Origin of the sequence: Acinetobacter rudis, assembly GCF_000829675.1 — a bacterium.
Classification (GTDB): Bacteria; Pseudomonadota; Gammaproteobacteria; order Pseudomonadales; family Moraxellaceae; genus Acinetobacter; species Acinetobacter rudis.
Genome location: NZ_BBRX01000037.1, coordinates 1 through 19,102, shown reverse-complemented (window position 1 = coordinate 19,102; position 19,102 = coordinate 1). Strand labels below are relative to the sequence as shown.

At 39.7% G+C, this 19,102-nt stretch carries 16 protein-coding genes; 9 read left to right on the top strand and 7 right to left on the bottom strand.

Translation table 11 applies throughout. From position 1 onward, the window contains the following. Nucleotides 1-54: 54 nt before the first annotated feature. Nucleotides 55-2,094 (bottom strand): UvrD-helicase domain-containing protein, encoded by a 2,040-nt coding sequence (locus tag Aru01_RS10985; RefSeq protein WP_016655191.1) that lies wholly within the window; start codon nucleotides 2,092-2,094, stop codon nucleotides 55-57. Between the two features lie 154 nt (nucleotides 2,095-2,248). Then, nucleotides 2,249-3,199, bottom strand: a complete 951-nt coding sequence (gene trxB, locus Aru01_RS10980) for a thioredoxin-disulfide reductase (RefSeq protein WP_016655192.1) — start codon at nucleotides 3,197-3,199, stop codon at nucleotides 2,249-2,251. Nucleotides 3,200-3,487: 288 nt separating this feature from the next. On the opposite strand from trxB, the gene Aru01_RS10975 reads away from it, so the two are divergent. The 5 genes from Aru01_RS10975 to Aru01_RS10955 all read left to right on the top strand — a co-directional run bounded on the left by Aru01_RS10975 (nucleotide 3,488) and on the right by Aru01_RS10955 (nucleotide 9,764). Then, nucleotides 3,488-6,574 carry a DNA translocase FtsK gene (locus Aru01_RS10975; RefSeq protein WP_016655193.1) on the top strand — a complete coding sequence of 1,029 codons (3,087 nt, stop codon included), beginning with the start codon at nucleotides 3,488-3,490 and terminating at the stop codon, nucleotides 6,572-6,574. A 291-nt stretch (nucleotides 6,575-6,865) separates the two neighbouring features. Further along, nucleotides 6,866-7,300 (top strand): hypothetical protein, encoded by a 435-nt coding sequence (locus tag Aru01_RS10970; RefSeq protein WP_016655194.1) that lies wholly within the window; start codon nucleotides 6,866-6,868, stop codon nucleotides 7,298-7,300. 127 nt (nucleotides 7,301-7,427) lie between these two features. Next, nucleotides 7,428-7,754 carry a hypothetical protein gene (locus Aru01_RS10965; protein ID WP_016655195.1) on the top strand — a complete coding sequence of 109 codons (327 nt, stop codon included), beginning with the start codon at nucleotides 7,428-7,430 and terminating at the stop codon, nucleotides 7,752-7,754. 7 nt (nucleotides 7,755-7,761) lie between these two features. Then, nucleotides 7,762-9,429 (top strand): PepSY-associated TM helix domain-containing protein, encoded by a 1,668-nt coding sequence (locus tag Aru01_RS10960; RefSeq protein WP_016655196.1) that lies wholly within the window; start codon nucleotides 7,762-7,764, stop codon nucleotides 9,427-9,429. Continuing rightward, the gene (locus Aru01_RS10955; protein WP_016655197.1) at nucleotides 9,429-9,764 is read left to right on the top strand and encodes a DUF3325 family protein; all 336 of its coding nucleotides are present in this window, start codon (nucleotides 9,429-9,431) and stop codon (nucleotides 9,762-9,764) included. Before Aru01_RS10960 ends, Aru01_RS10955 begins: the two co-directional genes overlap by 1 nt. A 133-nt stretch (nucleotides 9,765-9,897) precedes the next feature. On the opposite strand, the gene Aru01_RS10950 is transcribed toward Aru01_RS10955, so the two are convergent. Then, nucleotides 9,898-10,599 (bottom strand): 3'-5' exonuclease, encoded by a 702-nt coding sequence (locus Aru01_RS10950; RefSeq protein WP_016655198.1) that lies wholly within the window; start codon nucleotides 10,597-10,599, stop codon nucleotides 9,898-9,900. A 304-nt stretch (nucleotides 10,600-10,903) separates the two neighbouring features. On the opposite strand from Aru01_RS10950, the gene glyA reads away from it, so the two are divergent. Both glyA and Aru01_RS10940 read left to right on the top strand, forming a co-directional pair. After that, nucleotides 10,904-12,157: a serine hydroxymethyltransferase gene (glyA, locus tag Aru01_RS10945; protein ID WP_016655199.1), complete on the top strand. Its 1,254-nt coding sequence runs from the start codon at nucleotides 10,904-10,906 to the stop codon at nucleotides 12,155-12,157. 131 nt (nucleotides 12,158-12,288) lie between these two features. Continuing rightward, a complete protein-coding gene (locus Aru01_RS10940; protein ID WP_016655200.1) occupies nucleotides 12,289-13,734 on the top strand; it encodes an NAD-dependent succinate-semialdehyde dehydrogenase in 1,446 nt (481 codons plus the stop codon). A 37-nt stretch (nucleotides 13,735-13,771) separates the two neighbouring features. Here Aru01_RS10940 and Aru01_RS10935 read toward each other — a convergent pair whose 3' ends face one another. Together Aru01_RS10935 and Aru01_RS10930 are read right to left on the bottom strand one after the other, a co-directional pair. Next, nucleotides 13,772-14,251, bottom strand: coding sequence for a winged helix-turn-helix transcriptional regulator (locus tag Aru01_RS10935; protein ID WP_016655201.1), 480 nt, complete (start codon nucleotides 14,249-14,251; stop codon nucleotides 13,772-13,774). A gap of 98 nt (nucleotides 14,252-14,349) precedes the next feature. Continuing rightward, the gene (locus Aru01_RS10930) at nucleotides 14,350-15,156 is read right to left on the bottom strand and encodes an alpha/beta hydrolase (RefSeq protein ID WP_040331051.1); all 807 of its coding nucleotides are present in this window, start codon (nucleotides 15,154-15,156) and stop codon (nucleotides 14,350-14,352) included. A gap of 413 nt (nucleotides 15,157-15,569) precedes the next feature. On the opposite strand from Aru01_RS10930, the gene Aru01_RS10925 reads away from it, so the two are divergent. After that, a complete protein-coding gene (locus Aru01_RS10925) occupies nucleotides 15,570-16,262 on the top strand; it encodes a hypothetical protein (protein WP_016655203.1) in 693 nt (230 codons plus the stop codon). 280 nt (nucleotides 16,263-16,542) lie between these two features. Beyond that, complete coding sequence (locus tag Aru01_RS10920) at nucleotides 16,543-17,658, top strand: histone deacetylase-like amidohydrolase (RefSeq protein WP_016655204.1); 1,116 nt, start codon at nucleotides 16,543-16,545, stop codon at nucleotides 17,656-17,658. Nucleotides 17,659-17,680: 22 nt separating this feature from the next. Here Aru01_RS10920 and Aru01_RS10915 read toward each other — a convergent pair whose 3' ends face one another. After that, the gene (locus tag Aru01_RS10915; protein WP_016655205.1) at nucleotides 17,681-18,619 is read right to left on the bottom strand and encodes a helix-turn-helix domain-containing protein; all 939 of its coding nucleotides are present in this window, start codon (nucleotides 18,617-18,619) and stop codon (nucleotides 17,681-17,683) included. A 98-nt stretch (nucleotides 18,620-18,717) separates the two neighbouring features. After that, complete coding sequence (locus Aru01_RS18860; RefSeq protein WP_370736886.1) at nucleotides 18,718-18,834, bottom strand: YobI family P-loop NTPase; 117 nt, start codon at nucleotides 18,832-18,834, stop codon at nucleotides 18,718-18,720. Between the last annotated feature and the right edge of the window lie 268 nt (nucleotides 18,835-19,102).

Here is a 19,102-nt window from a genome sequence, read left to right as displayed (position 1 = left end):
AATAAGGCCTGTGATAGATAAAAATAAAATTAAGGGAGAATTGCCTGTTCAAACTTAACGTTTGAGCAGGGCTTTTAAGTTTTGTAGATATTGCTGGGCTTGCTGTTTAGGATCAACATTTTCAGCGAGTTTCTTTTTACGGCCTAACCAATCAAGATCATCTTGTGGAAGCTCATCGAGGAAACGGCTTGGGGTCATTTGTTTCATTTGACCACCATTTTTACGTTGCTCGGCAAGCGTCAGGGTGAGTGCTTGTTGGGCACGGGTAATCCCAACGTACATCAAGCGTCGCTCTTCCTCGATGGTTTCTGCCGCAATCGAGTTTTTGTGTGGAAGCAATTCTTCCTCAAGCCCCATGATGTACACAAAAGGAAACTCTAGTCCTTTTGAGGCATGTAAAGTCAAGAGGTTGACCTTGTCCGTGTCTTCATCTTCTTGCTGCTGCTCTAGCATGTCCAACAGAACCATTTTACGGATGACACTTTCAATATTTCGTTCGTCAACATCTTCAGCACGGTTAATCAAGCTTTGAATACTGCTGTAGAGTACTTCAACGTTATCGAGCTTGGTTTTCTCTTGAGCTGGTGTTGCTGCTGTTTCCCTGAGATAGTCGATATAACCTGCTTCGTTCATCATTTGACGGATGATCGGCACAGGCTCGTCATCTTCTAATAACTCACGAGTATAGTTGTTGATAAAGTCTGAAAACTCTGCCAGTTGGCTTGTGGCTTTCTGCGGTAGGACCATACGTAAACGTTGATCACCAGCAGCAGATAACAGTGATAGATGATTTTCTTGTGCAAATAAACCGAGTTTTTCTAAGGTAACCGGTCCGATTGCACGTTTAGGTGTATTGATAATGCGTAAGAAAGCACTGTCATCTTCAGGATTAATAATAATCCGTAGATAACTCATGATGTCTTTGATTTCAGCTCGTGCAAAGAAAGATTGACCACCTGAAAGCTTATAAGGGATTTGCATTTGGCGTAGCTGTGTTTCAAGTACACGCGCTTGGAAGTTACCACGATAAAGTACGCAATAATCCTTCCAGTTTTTCCCATTCATCAGTTTATGGGTGAGCAGATCTTTAACGACACGTTCAGCTTCGTCATCATCATTACGACAGGTGATGACACGAATCACATCGCCATGACCCTTATCACTCCAGAGCTTCTTATCGAAGATATGTGGGTTGTTTTCAATTACATGGTTCGCTGCTTTTAAGATACGGCTGGTTGAGCGATAGTTTTGCTCAAGTTTAACCACTTTTAAATTTGGAAAGTCATCTTTGAGTAATGCCATGTTTTCTGGTTTTGCACCACGCCAAGCATAGATCGATTGGTCATCATCACCTACGGCGGTAAACTGTCCCATCACACCCACCAGCAGTTTGACCAAAATATACTGTGCTGTATTGGTATCTTGATACTCATCGACCAATAAATAACGTGTTTTATTTTGCCAGCGGTCACGAACCTCTGCATTTTCTTGGAGTAAGCGCGTAGGCAGAACGATCAAATCATCGAAGTCGACTGCGTTGTAGGCACGTAGATTGCGTTCATAAAGTTGATAGAGATGAGCAAATTGTACGTCTTCCTCAGTTTCACACGTACTATGTGCTTGTTCTGGCAAGATCAGATCATTTTTCCAATCGGAAATCTTTTTCATTGCCTTGGCAATCAAATCTTTACTTTCTGCACCCGATAAATTGTCGCGATGCATCAAATCCATCAAAATTCGTTTGCAGTCATCTGCATCTAAGATTGAAAAATTATTTTTAAGTGGTGTATTTTTCAGCTCCAAACGCAACATGTTTAGACCGAAGGTATGGAAAGTTGAAACCGACAAGCCTTTGCCTTGTTCTTTTGACAATAATTTACTCACACGTTCTTTCATTTCACGTGCAGCTTTATTGGTAAAGGTCATTGCGGTAATACGATAAGCTGGAATGCCAATTTGTTGTACTAAGTAGGCAATTTTACGAGTGATTACAGATGTTTTACCCGAACCTGCTCCTGCAAGTACTAACAAGGGTCCTTGAGTATATTTCATTGCTTCAAGTTGCTTGTCATTGAGTTGACTTGCTGATGACATAGTACCTCCTGTTTATTTCGGGCTTGATTATAGTCATCTTGCTGCGACTTGCCTAATGGAAAAAACCCCATCTCAGCCTTCCCCTTAAAAAAAGGGGAAGGGGGACAGAGAACCCGATCCCGACCTCCCCTTTAAAAAGGAGAAGAGGAAAATGTTATTTTAATGTTTCCAAATAACGATCTGCATCAAGTGCAGCCATACAGCCTGAACCTGCAGAAGTAATCGCTTGGCGATACACATCATCAGCCACGTCACCTGCTGCAAAAACGCCTGCTATAGAGGTCGCTGTTGCATTACCACGTGCACCACTAACTTCGATATATCCCTCACGAAGCTCAAGTTGTCCTTCAAACATTGAGGTATTAGGCTTGTGGCCAATTGCAACAAATAGACCTTGAACTTCAATGTCTTGTTTAGATTGATCGACTGTAGATTGAACGCGTACAGCAGTTACACCAGAAGATGCTTCACCAAGAACTTCATCTACTTGATGATTCCAAATGATGCTGATTTTACCTTCTTTTTCTTTTTCAAAAAGTTGGCTTTGTAGGATTTTCTCAGCACGTAAGCTGTCACGGCGGTGAACTAAAGTTACATGTGATGCGATATTGGATAAATATAAGGCTTCTTCAACTGCTGTATTACCACCACCTACAACCATAACTTTTTGGTTTTTATAGAAGAAACCATCACAAGTTGCACAAGCGCTGACACCTTGACCCATATAAGCCTGTTCAGACTCTAAACCGAGATACTGTGCTGTTGCACCTGTTGCAATGATTAGGGCATCACAGCTGTACTCTTCCATGTCACCTTTTAGTATGAAAGGACGTACGTTAAGATCAACTTCATTGATGTGATCGTAAATCATTTCTGTACCGAAACGTTCAGCATGTGCTTGCATACGTTCCATCAGCGCAGGACCAGTCAAACCTTCTGCATCACCCGGCCAGTTTTCAACATCAGTAGTTGTTGTTAATTGGCCACCTAATTGCATACCAGCAATTAATGTTGGTGATAAGTTGGCACGTGCTGCATACACTGCTGCACTATAGCCAGCAGGGCCAGAACCTAAAATGATTAAGCGTGAATGACGTTGGGCCATGAATTGTATCCTTATTCAAATTTTTAGTGATCTACGAAATTGCTAAAGATTATACGTGAAACTTACACTTTGTTGTGTGCTCGAAACTGGGTAATATTGATCACCATGATCGAAACTCGCTATGGGGTGCTACAGGTGGCTTGTGAGTCTGAAACAATTTAATATACAGTAAAAGAAACATGCACCTTTTTCGTTGAACAGGTGCATAATATAAAAAAATTTGCATTTGACCAAAACGATTCGTTTTAACATCACTAAATTGATGAATTAAAACCAACAGGACAGTATATGACCGCGGTGCAGAGTGTTTACCCACAACGCTTTTTAGTTACAATTTTCTTGATTTCATTTGGAATATATTTATTCCTAGCCACTGTGACTTATACACCATTTGATCCCGGCTGGATGCATATTTCTAGTGATACCCAACAGGTGTCCAATGCCAGCGGCGTGGTTGGTGCTTGGCTTTCAGATCTGCTCTTTGGTTTCTTGGGTTGGGCGAGTTTACTCATTCCAATTTTTGTTTTTCTCGAAGCCATACAAGTTTGGTGGCCACATAGCTTTTTAAGCCGTCCATTTCGTTATGCTGCTCAGTTTTTTATTATCCTGACTACTTCATCATTGTTAAATCTACTTTGGCATGTTCCAGCAGATACTTTGGATAATGCGTCAGGTGGTATCATCGGTTTTGAAATTGGTCAAGCATTAGAGGGCTTACTCACCGTTTATGGTGCTGTTATTTTCTTAGTTGCGCTGTGGTTGGTTTTGTTTACTCTGGCTTTTGGGATCCAGTGGAATCGTACTTGGGCAATGCTCAAAGCAACACCTGCATATTTACAAGAATTATTTTATAAAAATGTACCTGAGTCAGAGGCCGCTTATGATCGTAGTGACGTAAAGCCTGAAAATGCAAAAAATAAAGAAAGTATTGCAAAAGTGACAGCGGTGGCTGCAGCAAGCACTGAGGCTGTTGCAGCAGAGAAAGCCGCAGTCACTGCACAAGACATACAACCTCAGCAGGATGTTGCAGCACAGCAGTTGTTTGATGACATGTTGCATTATGAACAACAGCATTCTAAAGAGAGTCAAGCTGTAACAGACATTGATGATGAGCAACTTGAACAGACGATTGCCAAGGCACATGCATTAGAAAAAGATACACAGCGTGTAGTGCCAACAGGGGAGGTCTGGAAAGCATTACACCAACCGAATAATCATAAAACTGAGATCGATGCGCTGTTGCGTGCAGCTCAAGATGAAACAGCAGAAGCATCTGCAAGTTCACTGGTGACCAGTGCAGCAGGTGTGACTGTCGCTGCTGCTGCCCATACAGCTGCTGGTGCAGATTTAAATGGTCTAGATTGGGATAATGATCAAATCTTTGATGAGTTACTTGCTGCAGTACCAAATGCAAAAGCGCAAAGCAATGCGACAACTCACTCAGTTGAACAAGAAGCTACAGCGCAACACGCAGCCTCACAACCAGCTGAAACTGCTGTGCATCAAGCGCCTACACAAGCGGAGTCTTTGGCTTCTGAGCTCGATGAGCTGGCAATGTTGGCTGATCAGCAAGATGCCTACATAACGCCATCTGAACCTGAAGTGCCAGTGGCAGCAGTGCAAACTGCAAAAATTAGTTCTTATGCACAGTCAACACCTTTCGTTCGTGCTGAAGTTCAAACTAATCTGAGCAGTTCAATCTCTGATGAAGAAAAGCAACGTGTTGCCGTAGATAAAGATGCGTTTCGTAATGCATGGCAAGAAACAGCAGGTGTACCAGAAGATGAACAAGACACACTGCTTGAACTGGAGGATGAGTTTGATGCGCCGCTGACTGACTCGATGGGACGTCCAATGTCGCGTGCCATGCAAGTTGCACATAAGCGTTTGGATTTACCGCCTTTACCGGGCCTTGAGTTACTTGATGACGTTGATCCAAATAAAAAAGTCAATTTCACTGCCGAGCAGTTGTCACGTTTGTCTGAACTACTTGAAATTAAATTACAAGAGTTCAATGTAAAGGCCAAAGTGATTGAAGCGCAGCCAGGTCCTGTAGTGACACGTTTTGAGTTAGATTTGGCTCCTGGGGTAAAAGCCTCTAAGGTGACCAATATTTCTCGTGACTTAGCACGCTCGATGTCGATGGCTTCAGTTCGTGTGGTAGAGGTGATTCCAGGTAAACCCTACATTGGTATTGAAGTTCCAAACAGTAGCCGTGAAATGGTGCGTTTAACTGAATTATTACAATTACCAGAATACCGCGATCCGAATGCATTAATTTCTATGGCAATGGGTAAAGATATTTCAGGTAATCCTGTCCTGACGGACTTGGCTAAGGCACCCCACATGTTGGTTGCGGGTACAACAGGTTCGGGTAAATCTGTAGCAGTCAATGCCATGATTTTATCAATGTTGCTCAAATATACCCCTGATCAATTGCGTTTGATTTTAATTGACCCGAAACAATTAGAATTAGCCAACTATAATGATATTCCGCATCTATTAACGCCCGTTGTAACCGACATGAAAGATGCAGTTAATGCACTGAACTGGTGTGTAAATGAGATGGAACGTCGTTATAAGCTGATGTCTTTCTTGAAGATTCGTAAAATCAGTGACTATAACCGCAAAGTCGAAGAAGCTTTGGCCAATGGTGAAGATCTAATAGATCCAACGTGGAAGCCAAGTGATTCTGCAACTCAAGAGCGCGCGCCACGCTTAACTCCACTGCCTATGATCGTGATCGTGGCGGATGAGTTTGCCGATATGATTATGCAAGTTGGTAAAAAAGCTGAAGAAATGATTACTCGTTTGGCACAAAAATCACGTGCTGCCGGGATTCATTTACTCCTTGCGACACAACGTCCTTCTGTTGATGTCATCACAGGTTTGATCAAAGCCAATATTCCAACACGTGTTGCACTGCGTGTGAACAGTAAAATTGACTCCAGAACGATTTTAGATGCTGGTGGTGCAGAAGATCTTTTGGGTCATGGGGATATGTTATTTCTCGGACCCGGTAAGATTGAACCTGAACGTGTACATGGGGCATTCATTGCCGATGATGAAGTGAATCGTATTTGTGATGCGTGGCGTGAACGTGCCTCACCTAACTATGTCGATGAAATTTTGACTCCATATGATGAAGAACCTACCAGTCGTGGATTTGAAGAAGGTGATGCGGGTAGTGATCGTGATGCCTTATATGATCAATGCGTGGCATTTGTACTTGAGACACGCCGTGCTTCAACTTCATCGCTACAGCGTAAGTTTAGTTTAGGTTATAACCGTGCAGCACGTATTATCGATCAAATGGAAGAAAATGGTATTGTGAGTAGCATGGGTGCTAATGGTAAGCGTGATATTTTAGTTTAATGCCTCTTTAGTTTTTTAGAGTAAAATCAAAGCCATGTAAGTTGCATGGCTTTTTTACATGGTTATTGAGATTAATGAATATTTGAAGAATAAAGTTATATGATTAAATAGTAATCAAATAAACTCATGTGCATTTGGTTTAACTTTATAAAATCTAAAGAACTATATTTGATTTTTGAACTATTGATGCAAGAAATTCTTAAAATAAACTTGCTTGTTGTTAAGTTTGCGTAATAAATAATAGTTTATATGTTAATATATTTGCATAATAAGTAAGTTTAAGAGGCTCTCTTGAGCATCAATATTTTGCATGCCTTATGTGCAATGCTTTTACAAATAACAGTATTTTTTTCATCTACAGGGATTGGTGCTTTCTCTACTGCTTTTTCCCATAGCAGCACTGTAATACAACAAAAAGAGGTGTTGTTTCAAAGTGGTAGTAACAGTGAGCACATTGAACAAATACAACCCAAAGGGCAGCTTGATTTTTGGTTGTTGCCTTTAGAACAAATTAACAGGGCTGATCTATTATTTTGCAGTGCTTATACACCTTTTGCATTTGTTGTCTTCAAGGGTGCTTCGGCTATTTTTAAACAAGTTTATCGGCAGATGCTGAGATTTAGGACTGTATTTCAACAGATTTACTTTGCACTTAAACGTTATGCATTGTTGTTACAAACTAGGCAACCTTTGATGCGCTCTCATGCACTGTATGGAATCCGCTAAAATAAAGAATTTTTTGTAAAAAAAATAGCGACGTATTGTCGTTAAATTTCAAAGCGCTCAATAGCTTTTGCTACATGAGGTAGTGCGGCTCTTGAATGTAATTAAAATAATAAATTGAGTTTTAATAATGTCTATTTCACAAACTTTCAATACTGGAAAATCACAACCTACAGCACGTGTTTTGTTAATCAAATATCGTTTGACTGTACTTTATCGTTTTGTCGTCGCTGTATTTGGTGGATATTTATTGGCGACGGTCAGTGCTCTTTATATTTTAGAACTTTGTCAGCCAGTATTGGCCAGTACTGTACTTGCTGCAACGATGCTTGCTTTTGTGATTCATATGATCACGTTTTTGATGGTGTTTATTAGTCGTTCTAGCAGTTATGCCTGTCTTTGTGTGGTCGTACCCAGTGCGTTCTTCTATGCATGTTTATTGATCATACAAGGGTAGGTGAACTATGCGTATAGATGGAAAAACAGAAACGCCTCGTCAGTCGATGTCTTGGCTGCATGGTTGGCTGGGTATTTTGGCGGGGTGTCTGTTGTATGTGATATTTTTCACAGGAAGTTTAAGTTTTTATCAAAAGCAATTGAACTTATGGTTACAGCCTGAGTTGCATCAGTCCTTGCTTAATAGTACTCAGCAGCAACAATTAAACTTTGCTTTGGCACAGCTGAATAAAACTGATCCACAAGCCAGTAGCTGGCAAATTATGTTACCCAATACAGCTCAACCTACGATTAACGTCAGTAGCTTGGCACATGGTGAATTGCCAACTCGACATGAGAAACCGAAACAAACGCTACTCGATGCGACCACAGGGCAGGTGTTGACACCTCGTAATACAGCAGGGTCAGAGTTTATCTCTGTTTTACATTTTCAGCTCTATGGTCTACCCCATGTATTGGGACGCTGGATAGTTGGCTTGGCGACCTTATTGATGCTGGTGGCCTTGATGAGCGGTATTGTGATTCACAAAAAAATCTTTAAAGAGTTCTTTGTCTTTCGCCGCGGTAAAGGTTTACGGAGTTGGCTTGACGGTCATAATCTTGCTGCGGTTTATAGTGTGCCATTTCAACTGATGATCAGTTTTAGTGGCTTGTTATTGTTGGCTTATACCTTGATGCCTTGGGCAATTGATCAAGTTTATCCGCAAGGTAAATCTGCCTTTGTTGCGGCATTACAGCAAGAGCAGCTTGGGCAACAGCAGACAACAAAGTTAACTTTACAGCCCCAGCACAAAGCACTTGATGATTTATCGGTAAAGTCACAGCTCGAATTTAAACACATGCCCGATTTGACCATGTTGCTGACCCAAGTACAACAGCAGTGGCCAGACAACCCTGTTGCTGCTGTGCTCATTAAAAACCCCAATACTGCGCAAGCACAAATAGAGTTTAGGGCACGATATAGTGAAGACCTATTCAAGCTCAAATCTGTTCCTAGCCTGAAATTTAATGCAATAACAGGAACAGCACTTCCGACAACAGAGATGCACACTCCAGTAGCAGCTTCTATTTATAATTTTATGTTGGCCTTACATCGGGCCAGTGGCAGTGATGCTGCACTCAGAGCTTTGTTGTTTTTTTCAGGTTTGATGGGCCTATTGATGATCGTGTCAGGTCAAGTCCTCTGGGTGGTCAAGAAACAGGGGATGAGTAAAGCTCAAAATAATAACTATGGACTTCGCTTGATGCAGTGCTGCAACGTCGCAGTGATACTGGGACTGATCTTAGCCTGTGTGGGTTATTTATACGCAGCACGTTTAATCCCAAGCCAAGTTACTGAGCGTCGTGAACTGGAAATTCAGATATTTTTCATCGTATGGTTATTGAGTTTTATCCATGCTGCCTTTAGGAAACATCGTCAGGCATGGCTTGAGCAACTGGTGTTACTGGCGGTGTTATTGGGCTTACTTCCTGTGTTAAATGCATTGAGTGGAGGGATGCCACTTTGGCTGAGTCTCTCACTAGGACAATCTGCTGTTGCTGGGATAGATCTTGCTGCCATGGTTTTTGCCATCATCATCATATTTATTTTTTATCATCTTAAGCGGCATCAAGGACAACCACGATCCAAAGCCAAAGCACGTGTAACAACGACTGATGCAAGGGAGCAGCGCTAATGTTTATTTGCATGGTTATTGGAAACCTCTTATATGCCTTGGGGTGTTTCGTATGTGCGATGCCAAAACATCAACCGGATATTTTTAATGTATGTTTGACTAAATTCAGTATTTATTCACTTCGAATTATTGGTTGTTTGGATCTACTACTTACTTTAATTCAGTGTGTTGGGGAGTCTGATGCTTCTATGGGGGTGGCAACATTTCTTGTAAGTTTAACGCTTGCTGCAGTTTTGGTGATGCTAACACTGAGTTATCAAGCGCATAGTTTTATTCCATGTGTGCTTGGTCTTAGTCTATTTCTAAAGTACTTTTCAACATTGTTTACAGGCTGAAAGTAAAAAAAACCCACCGAGGTGGGTTAAATGTTCAAGGTACAACTAAATGAAAGGCTATTACAGCGTATTTTCACCCCTTGTACCATTAGACTTTAGGCTGACTTGCAGTTTTTTGTGGTTTTTTAGAGAGTTAAGCTTTTTTAAGCGCAATATTTTCAAGGGCTTTACGCAAATAGACATCAAGATCTTCTTGGCGTAGTAACCACTGTACATAGTCAGCAGGTAGATCCTGAATCAAACTACCACGGTGTTTACCAAAGTTTAAAGTACGTGGAATACGTGCATCTTCTGAAGCGAGGTATAACTGTTCCATAGATTGAATCTTTAAGTGATGAACAATGTGCAACAAGATATTCGCAGTCAAAATAATATCAGCATCAGCGCGGTGTGCACCTTTAAGCATATCGCGTGCTTTACTGCTACCTTGGCTAATTTGGTAAATCAAAGCAGAAATATTGTGTGCTTCAGCATCAGGCCAAACATGACGAGCTAAAGCTAAAGTACAGATGGCTTTGATATTGCTACAGTCTACGCCACACTTTTCAATAGCTCGAATGTCATAATCTATATTGTGTCCAATAATGTATTGCGTTTCACTGGGTAAAGTAAAACTAGAATAGTCAGGTTGCCCAACTAAATCGCTCTCCAAGATGTGGTGTACAGCCATGGATGCATAGGAAATTTTTTCATGACCAATACTAAAGAGCTGATCGTAGATATGATGTCGATCTAAACTAAGTTTGGCATTTTCTATGCTCACAGGAGCATAAGCAATTTCGATGGGTAAACCGTTCAGTGTATGTGTTTCTGTATCTAAAATAATGGCATGCATAGCGATCGATCTGGGTATTGAATGCACTCAATGTAACCGAACTGTGTTGTCCATACAAATACTGCCTTACAGCTTGGTGTTTGTATGAGCAAATTGTTGTGAAAATCACAGTATTTTGTTTTAAAAAACTTATCAATAATCACCAGAGTACAGCGATTACATCATTTTTATTGCCAAATTTATGCTCAGAATCTTTTTTGTTGAATATTGAATAAAGTTCGTTCTGCTTAATGCTCAACTTCATGTTACAATGTGCACCAAACTGAGCACGGCTTAACCGCCTTTGATAATTAGGATTTCGCTAATGTTTGCCAATATCTCTATTTCTGAATTTGACCCAGAATTAGCTCAAGCCATCTCTGCTGAAGATGCACGCCAAGAAGCGCATATTGAGCTTATTGCTTCTGAAAACTACTGCTCTCCAGCTGTAATGGAAGCACAAGGTTCTAAGCTCACCAACAAATATGCCGAAGGCTATCCTGGCAAACGCTATTATGGCGGTTGCGAATATGTAGACATTATTGAACAATTAGCGATTGATCGTGCTAAAGAGTTGTTTGGTGCTGACTATGCAAACGTTCAACCACATGCTGGCTCACAAGCTAACTCTGCTGTTTACTTGGCATTGTTAAACCCAGGCGATACTGTTTTAGGTATGAGTTTGGCACACGGTGGTCACTTGACTCACGGTGCAAAAGTTAGCTTCTCTGGTAAAACATATAATGCAGTTCAATACGGTCTAAACGCTGAAACAGGCGAGATCGATTATGAAGAAGTTGAACGCTTAGCGCTTGAGCACAAACCACGCATGATCGTTGCTGGTTTCTCTGCATATAGCCAAGTGGTAGATTGGCAACGTTTCCGTGATATCGCGGATAAAGTTGGTGCTTATTTATTTGTAGATATGGCACACGTTGCAGGTTTAGTTGCTGCAGGTGTATACCCAAGCCCAGTACAAATTGCTGACGTGACAACTACGACTACACATAAAACATTGCGTGGTCCACGTTCAGGTTTGATCTTGGCCAAAGCAAACGAAGAAATCGAGAAGAAATTACAATCAGCTGTATTCCCTGGTAACCAAGGTGGTCCTTTGGTTCATGCGGTTGCAGCGAAAGCAATTTGTTTCAAAGAAGCAATGTCTCCTGAGTACAAAGCTTACCAACAACAAGTTGTAAAAAATGCTCAAGCGATGGCAAAAGTACTGATCGAACGTGGTTATGACGTGGTATCAGGTGGTACTGAAAATCATTTGTTCCTGTTGTCTTTGATCAAACAAGACATTACTGGTAAAGATGCTGATGCTTGGTTAGGTGCTGCTCACATCACTGTGAACAAAAACTCAGTTCCAAACGACCCACGTTCTCCATTTGTGACTTCTGGCGTACGTATTGGTACACCTGCTGTGACTACACGTGGTTTTGGTGAAGCAGAAGTCACTGATCTTGCAAACTGGATCGCTGATATCCTAGATAGCAAAGGTGATGACGCTGTAATTGAAGCTGTTAAAGCTAAAGTTGCAGTTGTATGTGCAAAATATCCTGTATACGCAGCTTAAGCCTTCAGCTTAAAATCGTATGCTGAAAAGGCTCCTTATGGAGCCTTTTTTAAATTTTGTTTACAGATTTAAACGGTAAAGATGAGGTATATTTTAGTTCATTCATCACAAATACAATGGAACTATAAATTATGCTTGATCAGCAACTAAAAAATCTATTACGACACACAGATATTACCTTTCAAGCACCTAGCTTTGATGCTATTGAAGTTAAAGATGCAGCAACGGGCGTAAGCTTGGCATGGGTTAAAAAACATGACAGAGCAGATGTTGAAGCAGCCATTGTACGTGCTGAACATGCTCAAGCGTTATTTAAGCAACAGAGTGCTTTGCAGCGTGCTGATCTGATGATGGCTTGGTATCAGCTCATCTTAAAACATCAACAAGATTTGGCTCAGATTTTAACTGCGGAACAAGGTAAGCCCTTATCTGAAGCCAATGGTGAAATCAAATATGCAGCATCATTTATTCGCTGGTTTGCAGAACAAGCACGACGTATAGATGGTGATGTGATTACACCAGTACAGTCACAGCAACGTTTATTAGTTTTAAAACAAGCTATTGGGGTTACCGCTGCGATCACGCCGTGGAATTTTCCAGCGGCAATGATTACCCGTAAAATAGCTCCAGCGTTGGCAGCTGGATGTTCAATGCTGATTAAACCGGCAGAGCAAACGCCATTAAGTGCCTATGCTTTAGAGGTTTTAGCCATGCAAGCTGGTTTGCCTCGTGATGTGATGATCACCTTAAGTGGTGATTCTGTAGATGTCGGTCAGACCTTATGTGAAAGTCCAATCGTACGCAAATTAAGTTTCACAGGTTCAACAGAAGTTGGGCGAATACTCATGCAGCAATGTGCTCCCACCATTAAAAAACTTTCACTTGAACTTGGTGGTAATGCGCCGCTCATCGTATTTGATGATGCAAACATTGAGCAAGCTGTGAAAGGCATCATGAACAGTAAGTACCGTAACAGTGGCCAAACTTGTGTTTGTGCCAATCGGATTTATATACAAGATGGTGTTTACGATGCTGTGAGTCAACGTGTGATTGAAGAAGTGGCTAAATTGAAGATGGGTGATGGTCGTCTTGCTGATGTTACGCAGGGACCTTTGATTGATGAAGATGCGATTATTAAAGTTCAATCACACATTGAAGATGCTATAGATCAAGGTGCAAAACTTGCAATAGGTGGGAAGCGTTTAGCTCCTGACAACACCTTCTTTGAACCAACTGTATTAACGCATGTGACGCAATCCATGCGTGTTGCACGTGAAGAGACCTTCGGTCCTTTGGCGGCGTTATTCCGTTTTAAAACAGAAGATGAAGTCATTCAAATGGCGAATGCAACTGAATTTGGATTGGCAGCTTATCTCTTTAGCCAAAATACGGCCAGACAATGGCGAGTAGGTGAGGCACTCGAATACGGTATGGTGGGGATTAATACCGGTTTGATTTCTAATGAAGCCTCATCTTTTGGTGGGATCAAACAATCTGGTTTAGGCCGCGAAGGTTCTCAATATGGTATAGAGGATTATTTAGAACTCAAATACATGTGTATTGATCTATCCGAATAAATCTAATCGTTTAAAGGCCCAGAATTTCTGGGCTTTTTTAGTGAGCAGTAGTTTGAAAATACTCATCACTTGGCATCTCTAGGCTTGGTGTGATGTTTCGTGCAGTCAGGGGTTTACCACAGCATTGACAAAGCATAACAGCCTGAGTTTTTTCGCCACAGTCGTTATGAATATAAGTAATGATTGGAAAGTTTTTTTCTTCATTCATCCAGCGATTGCCCCATGTGGTTAAGGCCATAATCACAGGGTAAAGGGCGAGTCCTTTTTCTGTCAGTTTGTATTCGTAACGTTTAGGAGCTTCCTGATAAAGGACCTTGCGCAAAATACGATGTTCAACCAAACGATTTAAACGTTCAGTCAATAAATGTCGAGTTATCCCGAGCTGTTTATGAAAGTCATCAAAACGACGTGTACGCATAAAGGCATTACGAATAATCAATAAAGTCCAACGGTCTCCCATAATGGAGAGACTGCGTGCTATTGGACAATTCATTTCGCCTAATTCATTCCATTTCATTTTGGACTCTCAGGGTGGATTAATCATCAGGGTGTAGGAAGCTTAATTTAACATAAAAGCTTCCTTACTTTCTGTTGTATTTAGCGGCAACATCAGCCTTATAACAAGTGTTGTGTTAAAAATGGCAGTACACGTGCTTGATACTGTTCAGGTTGGTCACGATAAATATGCGTGTGTTCCGCAGATTGTACTGTATGTAACTCAACAGATGTATGTGGTTCCAGTGCAGCTTTTAGTTTATGGCCAAAAATTGGTGGTGTATAGATGTCGCTTTCGCTATACATCAACAAAATTGGAGGTTTTTGCTTGATTTGACCAGATTTTCTCAGTGGATTAAGTTCCCGATTAAATTTTGGTACGACGATATTTGATGCTTGTAGTACAGCATGTGCAACAGGATAGTGTTTCCAGAACTCTGGTAGGGTTGGGAAGACACCTTCAAGCACTGCCATTTTGTATGGGTGATTTGCTTGAGCAAGTGAACAAAGTCCCCAAGCTGCTCCAAATGACGCACCAATCAGTCCTACATTTAATTCAGGCGCTTTGTTCTGTGCAAATACACCTGCTGCATAGACATCATTCGGGTACTGAAAAGAAAAGCCTTGGCTTTCCCCAAATCCATTCGCATCATAAATTAAGACATTATAGCCATTTGCAATAAATAAGTCGGCATGTCCATAGCGCAGCCAAAAAGCTTTTGCTGATTTACCCATTGGGTGAGCAAGTACTACGGTTGCTTTGGCATTTTCTGCAGATTTCCAATATCCAGCGAGAGCATGTTGAGCGCTGACGGGAATAGAAACAGCTTCCCAGCCTTGTTGGGGAATTGCTTGTGGCCATGTCCAAGGCACTTCAAAACGACCAAAAAAAGGTTTACGTAAAATTCGATGGGCAAGTTGTTTCATAGTTATGTTTTTTTGCATAAGGAAAATTTGATTATAGATTTATAGTTCTAAAATGGAACTAACATTTGTTGCATATTTTTGACTCAGGCGTCATTTGTAAATCATCGGTGTACTGTGTTTTTTATAAAATGTAGTTTTTCTAAATAGTTTTGAGTATTTTTGGACTGTTTTAAGGTTTATTATAGCTCTTTGTTTGGTGTGGGTAAATAATAAAGTGTTTTTCGTAAAAATTTGTTTGACTCTTTATCTGAATTACAAGATTATGCAGTCATTGGCTAAGCGGTATGAAAATTTAAAAAAAATTACCCTAGACCAAATAATGAAGATCCTTTAAAGGGTGACTTTACCTCTATTTTACGACGGTTCGTTTTAAGAGGCGGGGCAAATATAAAAATTGAATAGGAATAAACTGAATGAAAAAAATGCATTACGTTCTCATGCTTATGGGTTTAGCGCTTTTTTCTACAACCACAACATTTGCAAAATCCGAAGCAAGTTTAAGAGCTGAAGGTGGGATCTCTGGTTATGGTGGTGCGATCCTTTATCATGTTCATCCCACTGTAAATTTAGTACTTGGTTATAATGGGGGCGGTATAAGCTGGAAGAATCAATTGAGCATCTTAGGTGCTCAAACGGATCTCAAGGTTGAAAATGACGTGTCATATTTTAATATCAATTACTATCCATGGGGAAAGAGTGATAATCCATGGTTAAGTGCTTTATATACCAGTATAGGTATGGGCTATGTCGATAATAAATATAACCTTCATCGTAACTTTAGACTAGGTGAAAAACGTCCAGGAATATTAAACAATTCATTTTTTCCAAAAAACAAAGAAGTCGATGTCAGGGGCTATGTTGATTTTTCTAATGGTATTTCGCCATATTTTGGCTTAGGGTTTTCACCACAGCTCAACGAGCATAGGGGAGTATTTACTGAGGTCGGGCTGTATTATGTGGGTGAGGCAACAGCACATGTAACACACATAAATAAGCACAAATTACCTGGTTTCGTACCTGCAAATTTTACAACGTTTAAATTAGGAAATCATAACTTTGTTGCATGGTCTCCTGTGGCTAAAACAGGAGTAACATATAGATTTTAATGCACGATTAGAAGTTTGACGAAGATAGTATTGCTTGTGGTGTGATGTTGAAAATTTAATAACAATAAACGTAGAGAAAAGCCCTGACTTTATAACAATAAACTTGATGCTGTATTCATCAATAGATGCTTTTAGAACTCAATAAAAATAAATGGTAGGCTTTATAATAAATCTCCATACCAAATTTTTAAATAAAAAACTCCGTAATCTTACGGAAGAAACTGGATTCAGAAGTCTGCTATTTCTATTGACTCTACAACAATCATCTAAGGAATAGTCGATGTCTAAAAAAATTGGGTATGTATGGAATACATTATATAGCTGGGTCGATACCGGTACAGGTGGTTTATTGAGTGCGAATCTTAGTGCACGTATACAGCCAAGTTATCAACATCTTTCACATCCTGATACCAAAAGACGCTTTAATGAATTGGTACACACTTCTGGTCAAATTGATTATTTGACACTTGTTAAAGCCAAGGCTGCTACAGATGAAGACATTTTACGTGTTCATACTCTTGAAATGCTAAATAAAGTTAAACAACTCAGTGCCTTAGCTACTGGTGGAGTTGCAGACGATGGTGTAACAAATATTGGCAATGGCGGTATTGAAATAGCCTATTTATCGGCAGGTGGGGCAATAGAACTCACCAAGAAAGTGGTTAATGGTGAATTATCTACGGGCTATGCACTAATTAATCCACCAGGTCATCATGCAACCCGTAGTGAAACGATGGGCTTTTGCTACTTTAACAATACTTCTGTGGCTGCAGCGTATGCTAAAGAGGTATTAGGGCTAAAACGAATTGCGATCGTTGATTGGGATGTGCACCATGGTAATGGTACACAAGATATTTGGTATAAAGATTCATCCGTATTAACCATCTCAATTCATCAAGATCGTTGCTTCCCATCAAACTCAGGTTTTATTGATGAACGTGGTGAATCGGATGGTTTTGGTTATAACCTCAATATTCCTTTGCCACCAGGGAGTGGTAATGCTGCTTATCAATATGCATTTGAAACTGTAGTGATTCCAGCATTGAAACAATATCAGCCTGAGTTGATTATTGTTGGTTCAGGCTTTGATGCAAGTATTCTCGATCCATTATCTAGAATGATGGTGTTGGCTGATGGCTTTAAAGCGATAACTCAACAGGTCTTAAATTGTGCAAATGAGATTTGTGAAGGTAAAATTGTCTTTGTACAAGAGGGTGGATACAGTCCACATTATGTGCCATTTTGTGGACTTGCAGTGATTCAAACCCTGACAGGTGTTGAAACCGTTGCTGACCCATTTAAAGAATTTGTCGGCTCTATGGGCGGAGATAAGTTACTCGATCATGAGAAGCAGGTTGTTGATCAACTCATCCCTTTCATTAAAGATATTCAGTAAATAAACCAGACTGCTTGAGAAATCAGGCAGTCTGTGTTGTTTGGTGGCTCAGTTTTTCTAAAATAAGCCCATTTTCATCTAAGATGTAGATTCCATGAACGACAGCGAATACAGCGGCTTCTATACGATTATTGACTTCTAACTTTCGATAAATAGAGGCTACATGTGAATTTATCGTGCGCTCACCACGCACTAATTTCTTCGCAATTTCTTTATCTGATAATCCTACGATTAAAAAACTGAGTACGATTATTTCTTTTTTGGTGAGCTTAAATGGAAGCTTACTTGGGCTTAGGTCTAGAATGAAATTTTCATTTGGTAATTTTAGAACACAAATTTTATAAATCATATTATTCATTAAGAAATAACCTGATTTTAATTTATGAAAAGTTTTAGAAAATATTTTTTCTACTTCTGTTTTAATGCTATTTAAATTATGGTTTAGTGATTCAATAGCAAAACCATTTTTTTCATTAAAAATATAAAATTTATATTTATTTACCCAGTATTCAAAAAAATTTGTTTGCTTAAACCATTGAAGAATGATCGAACGAAAATTATATACAAGCATTTGTATACAAGAGTTAAAGTTGTTTGCAGAGAAAGATGAGAAATGAACTAAGCCTATATAATTTCCCTCATCATTGAGCTCTAAAGTCATACCGTCATGAAAACCATATTTATTTAAATAGTCTTTATAAATAGATGACTCGGTAAATGCAGGAGATATTAAAGTTTCAGATGCAGAAATTGAAAGTGGCAGTTCATTGTCTTGTGCGAGTATTTTACTAAAGCCTGGAGGGTATATTTTGGGGAAATCATAAGCCAATGACTCTGCACAAGGTCTGTTATAGCCTGTACTAAAAACTTCATAATGTTTTTGATTTTGTTTAGAAAACCATAAAATTTGTATGGCATCGAAGTGGAAAAAAGAACGCATAATTTTGATGATATAATCCATTATCTTATCTCAAATAAGCCGACAATCCATGTGTAATTTAAGCATAGGGTTTTTTAAGATAGACTGCAATCAGTCAAAAAATAAACAACATAAAAATTTCAGCATCGTAAATTTTTTTCATGAAATATTAGTAGTACACGACTTTTTCCTGAACCGTAGGGTCCCGTAATTGCTATATTCTTAATTTTGTCTTGTGATAAAGAAAATTTGAGCATATTTGAATAGGCATTATCTTTATCGGCATCAGGAACGGAGGGTAAATAAAGGTAATGCTCTTTACCATCTATTTCCGATGACTTTATAATTCTTTTAATTTGAATGAATGATTTAGTGATTTCATTCTAAATTAAGGTAATTTTTAAATACTTATATTTTTACATTATATTAATCACATGAATAATATTAAATGATATTTTATCTATTTATTTTAAATAATATATGTCTTGTTATTCAAAAAACCGCCATTAATGGCGGTTTTTTTTT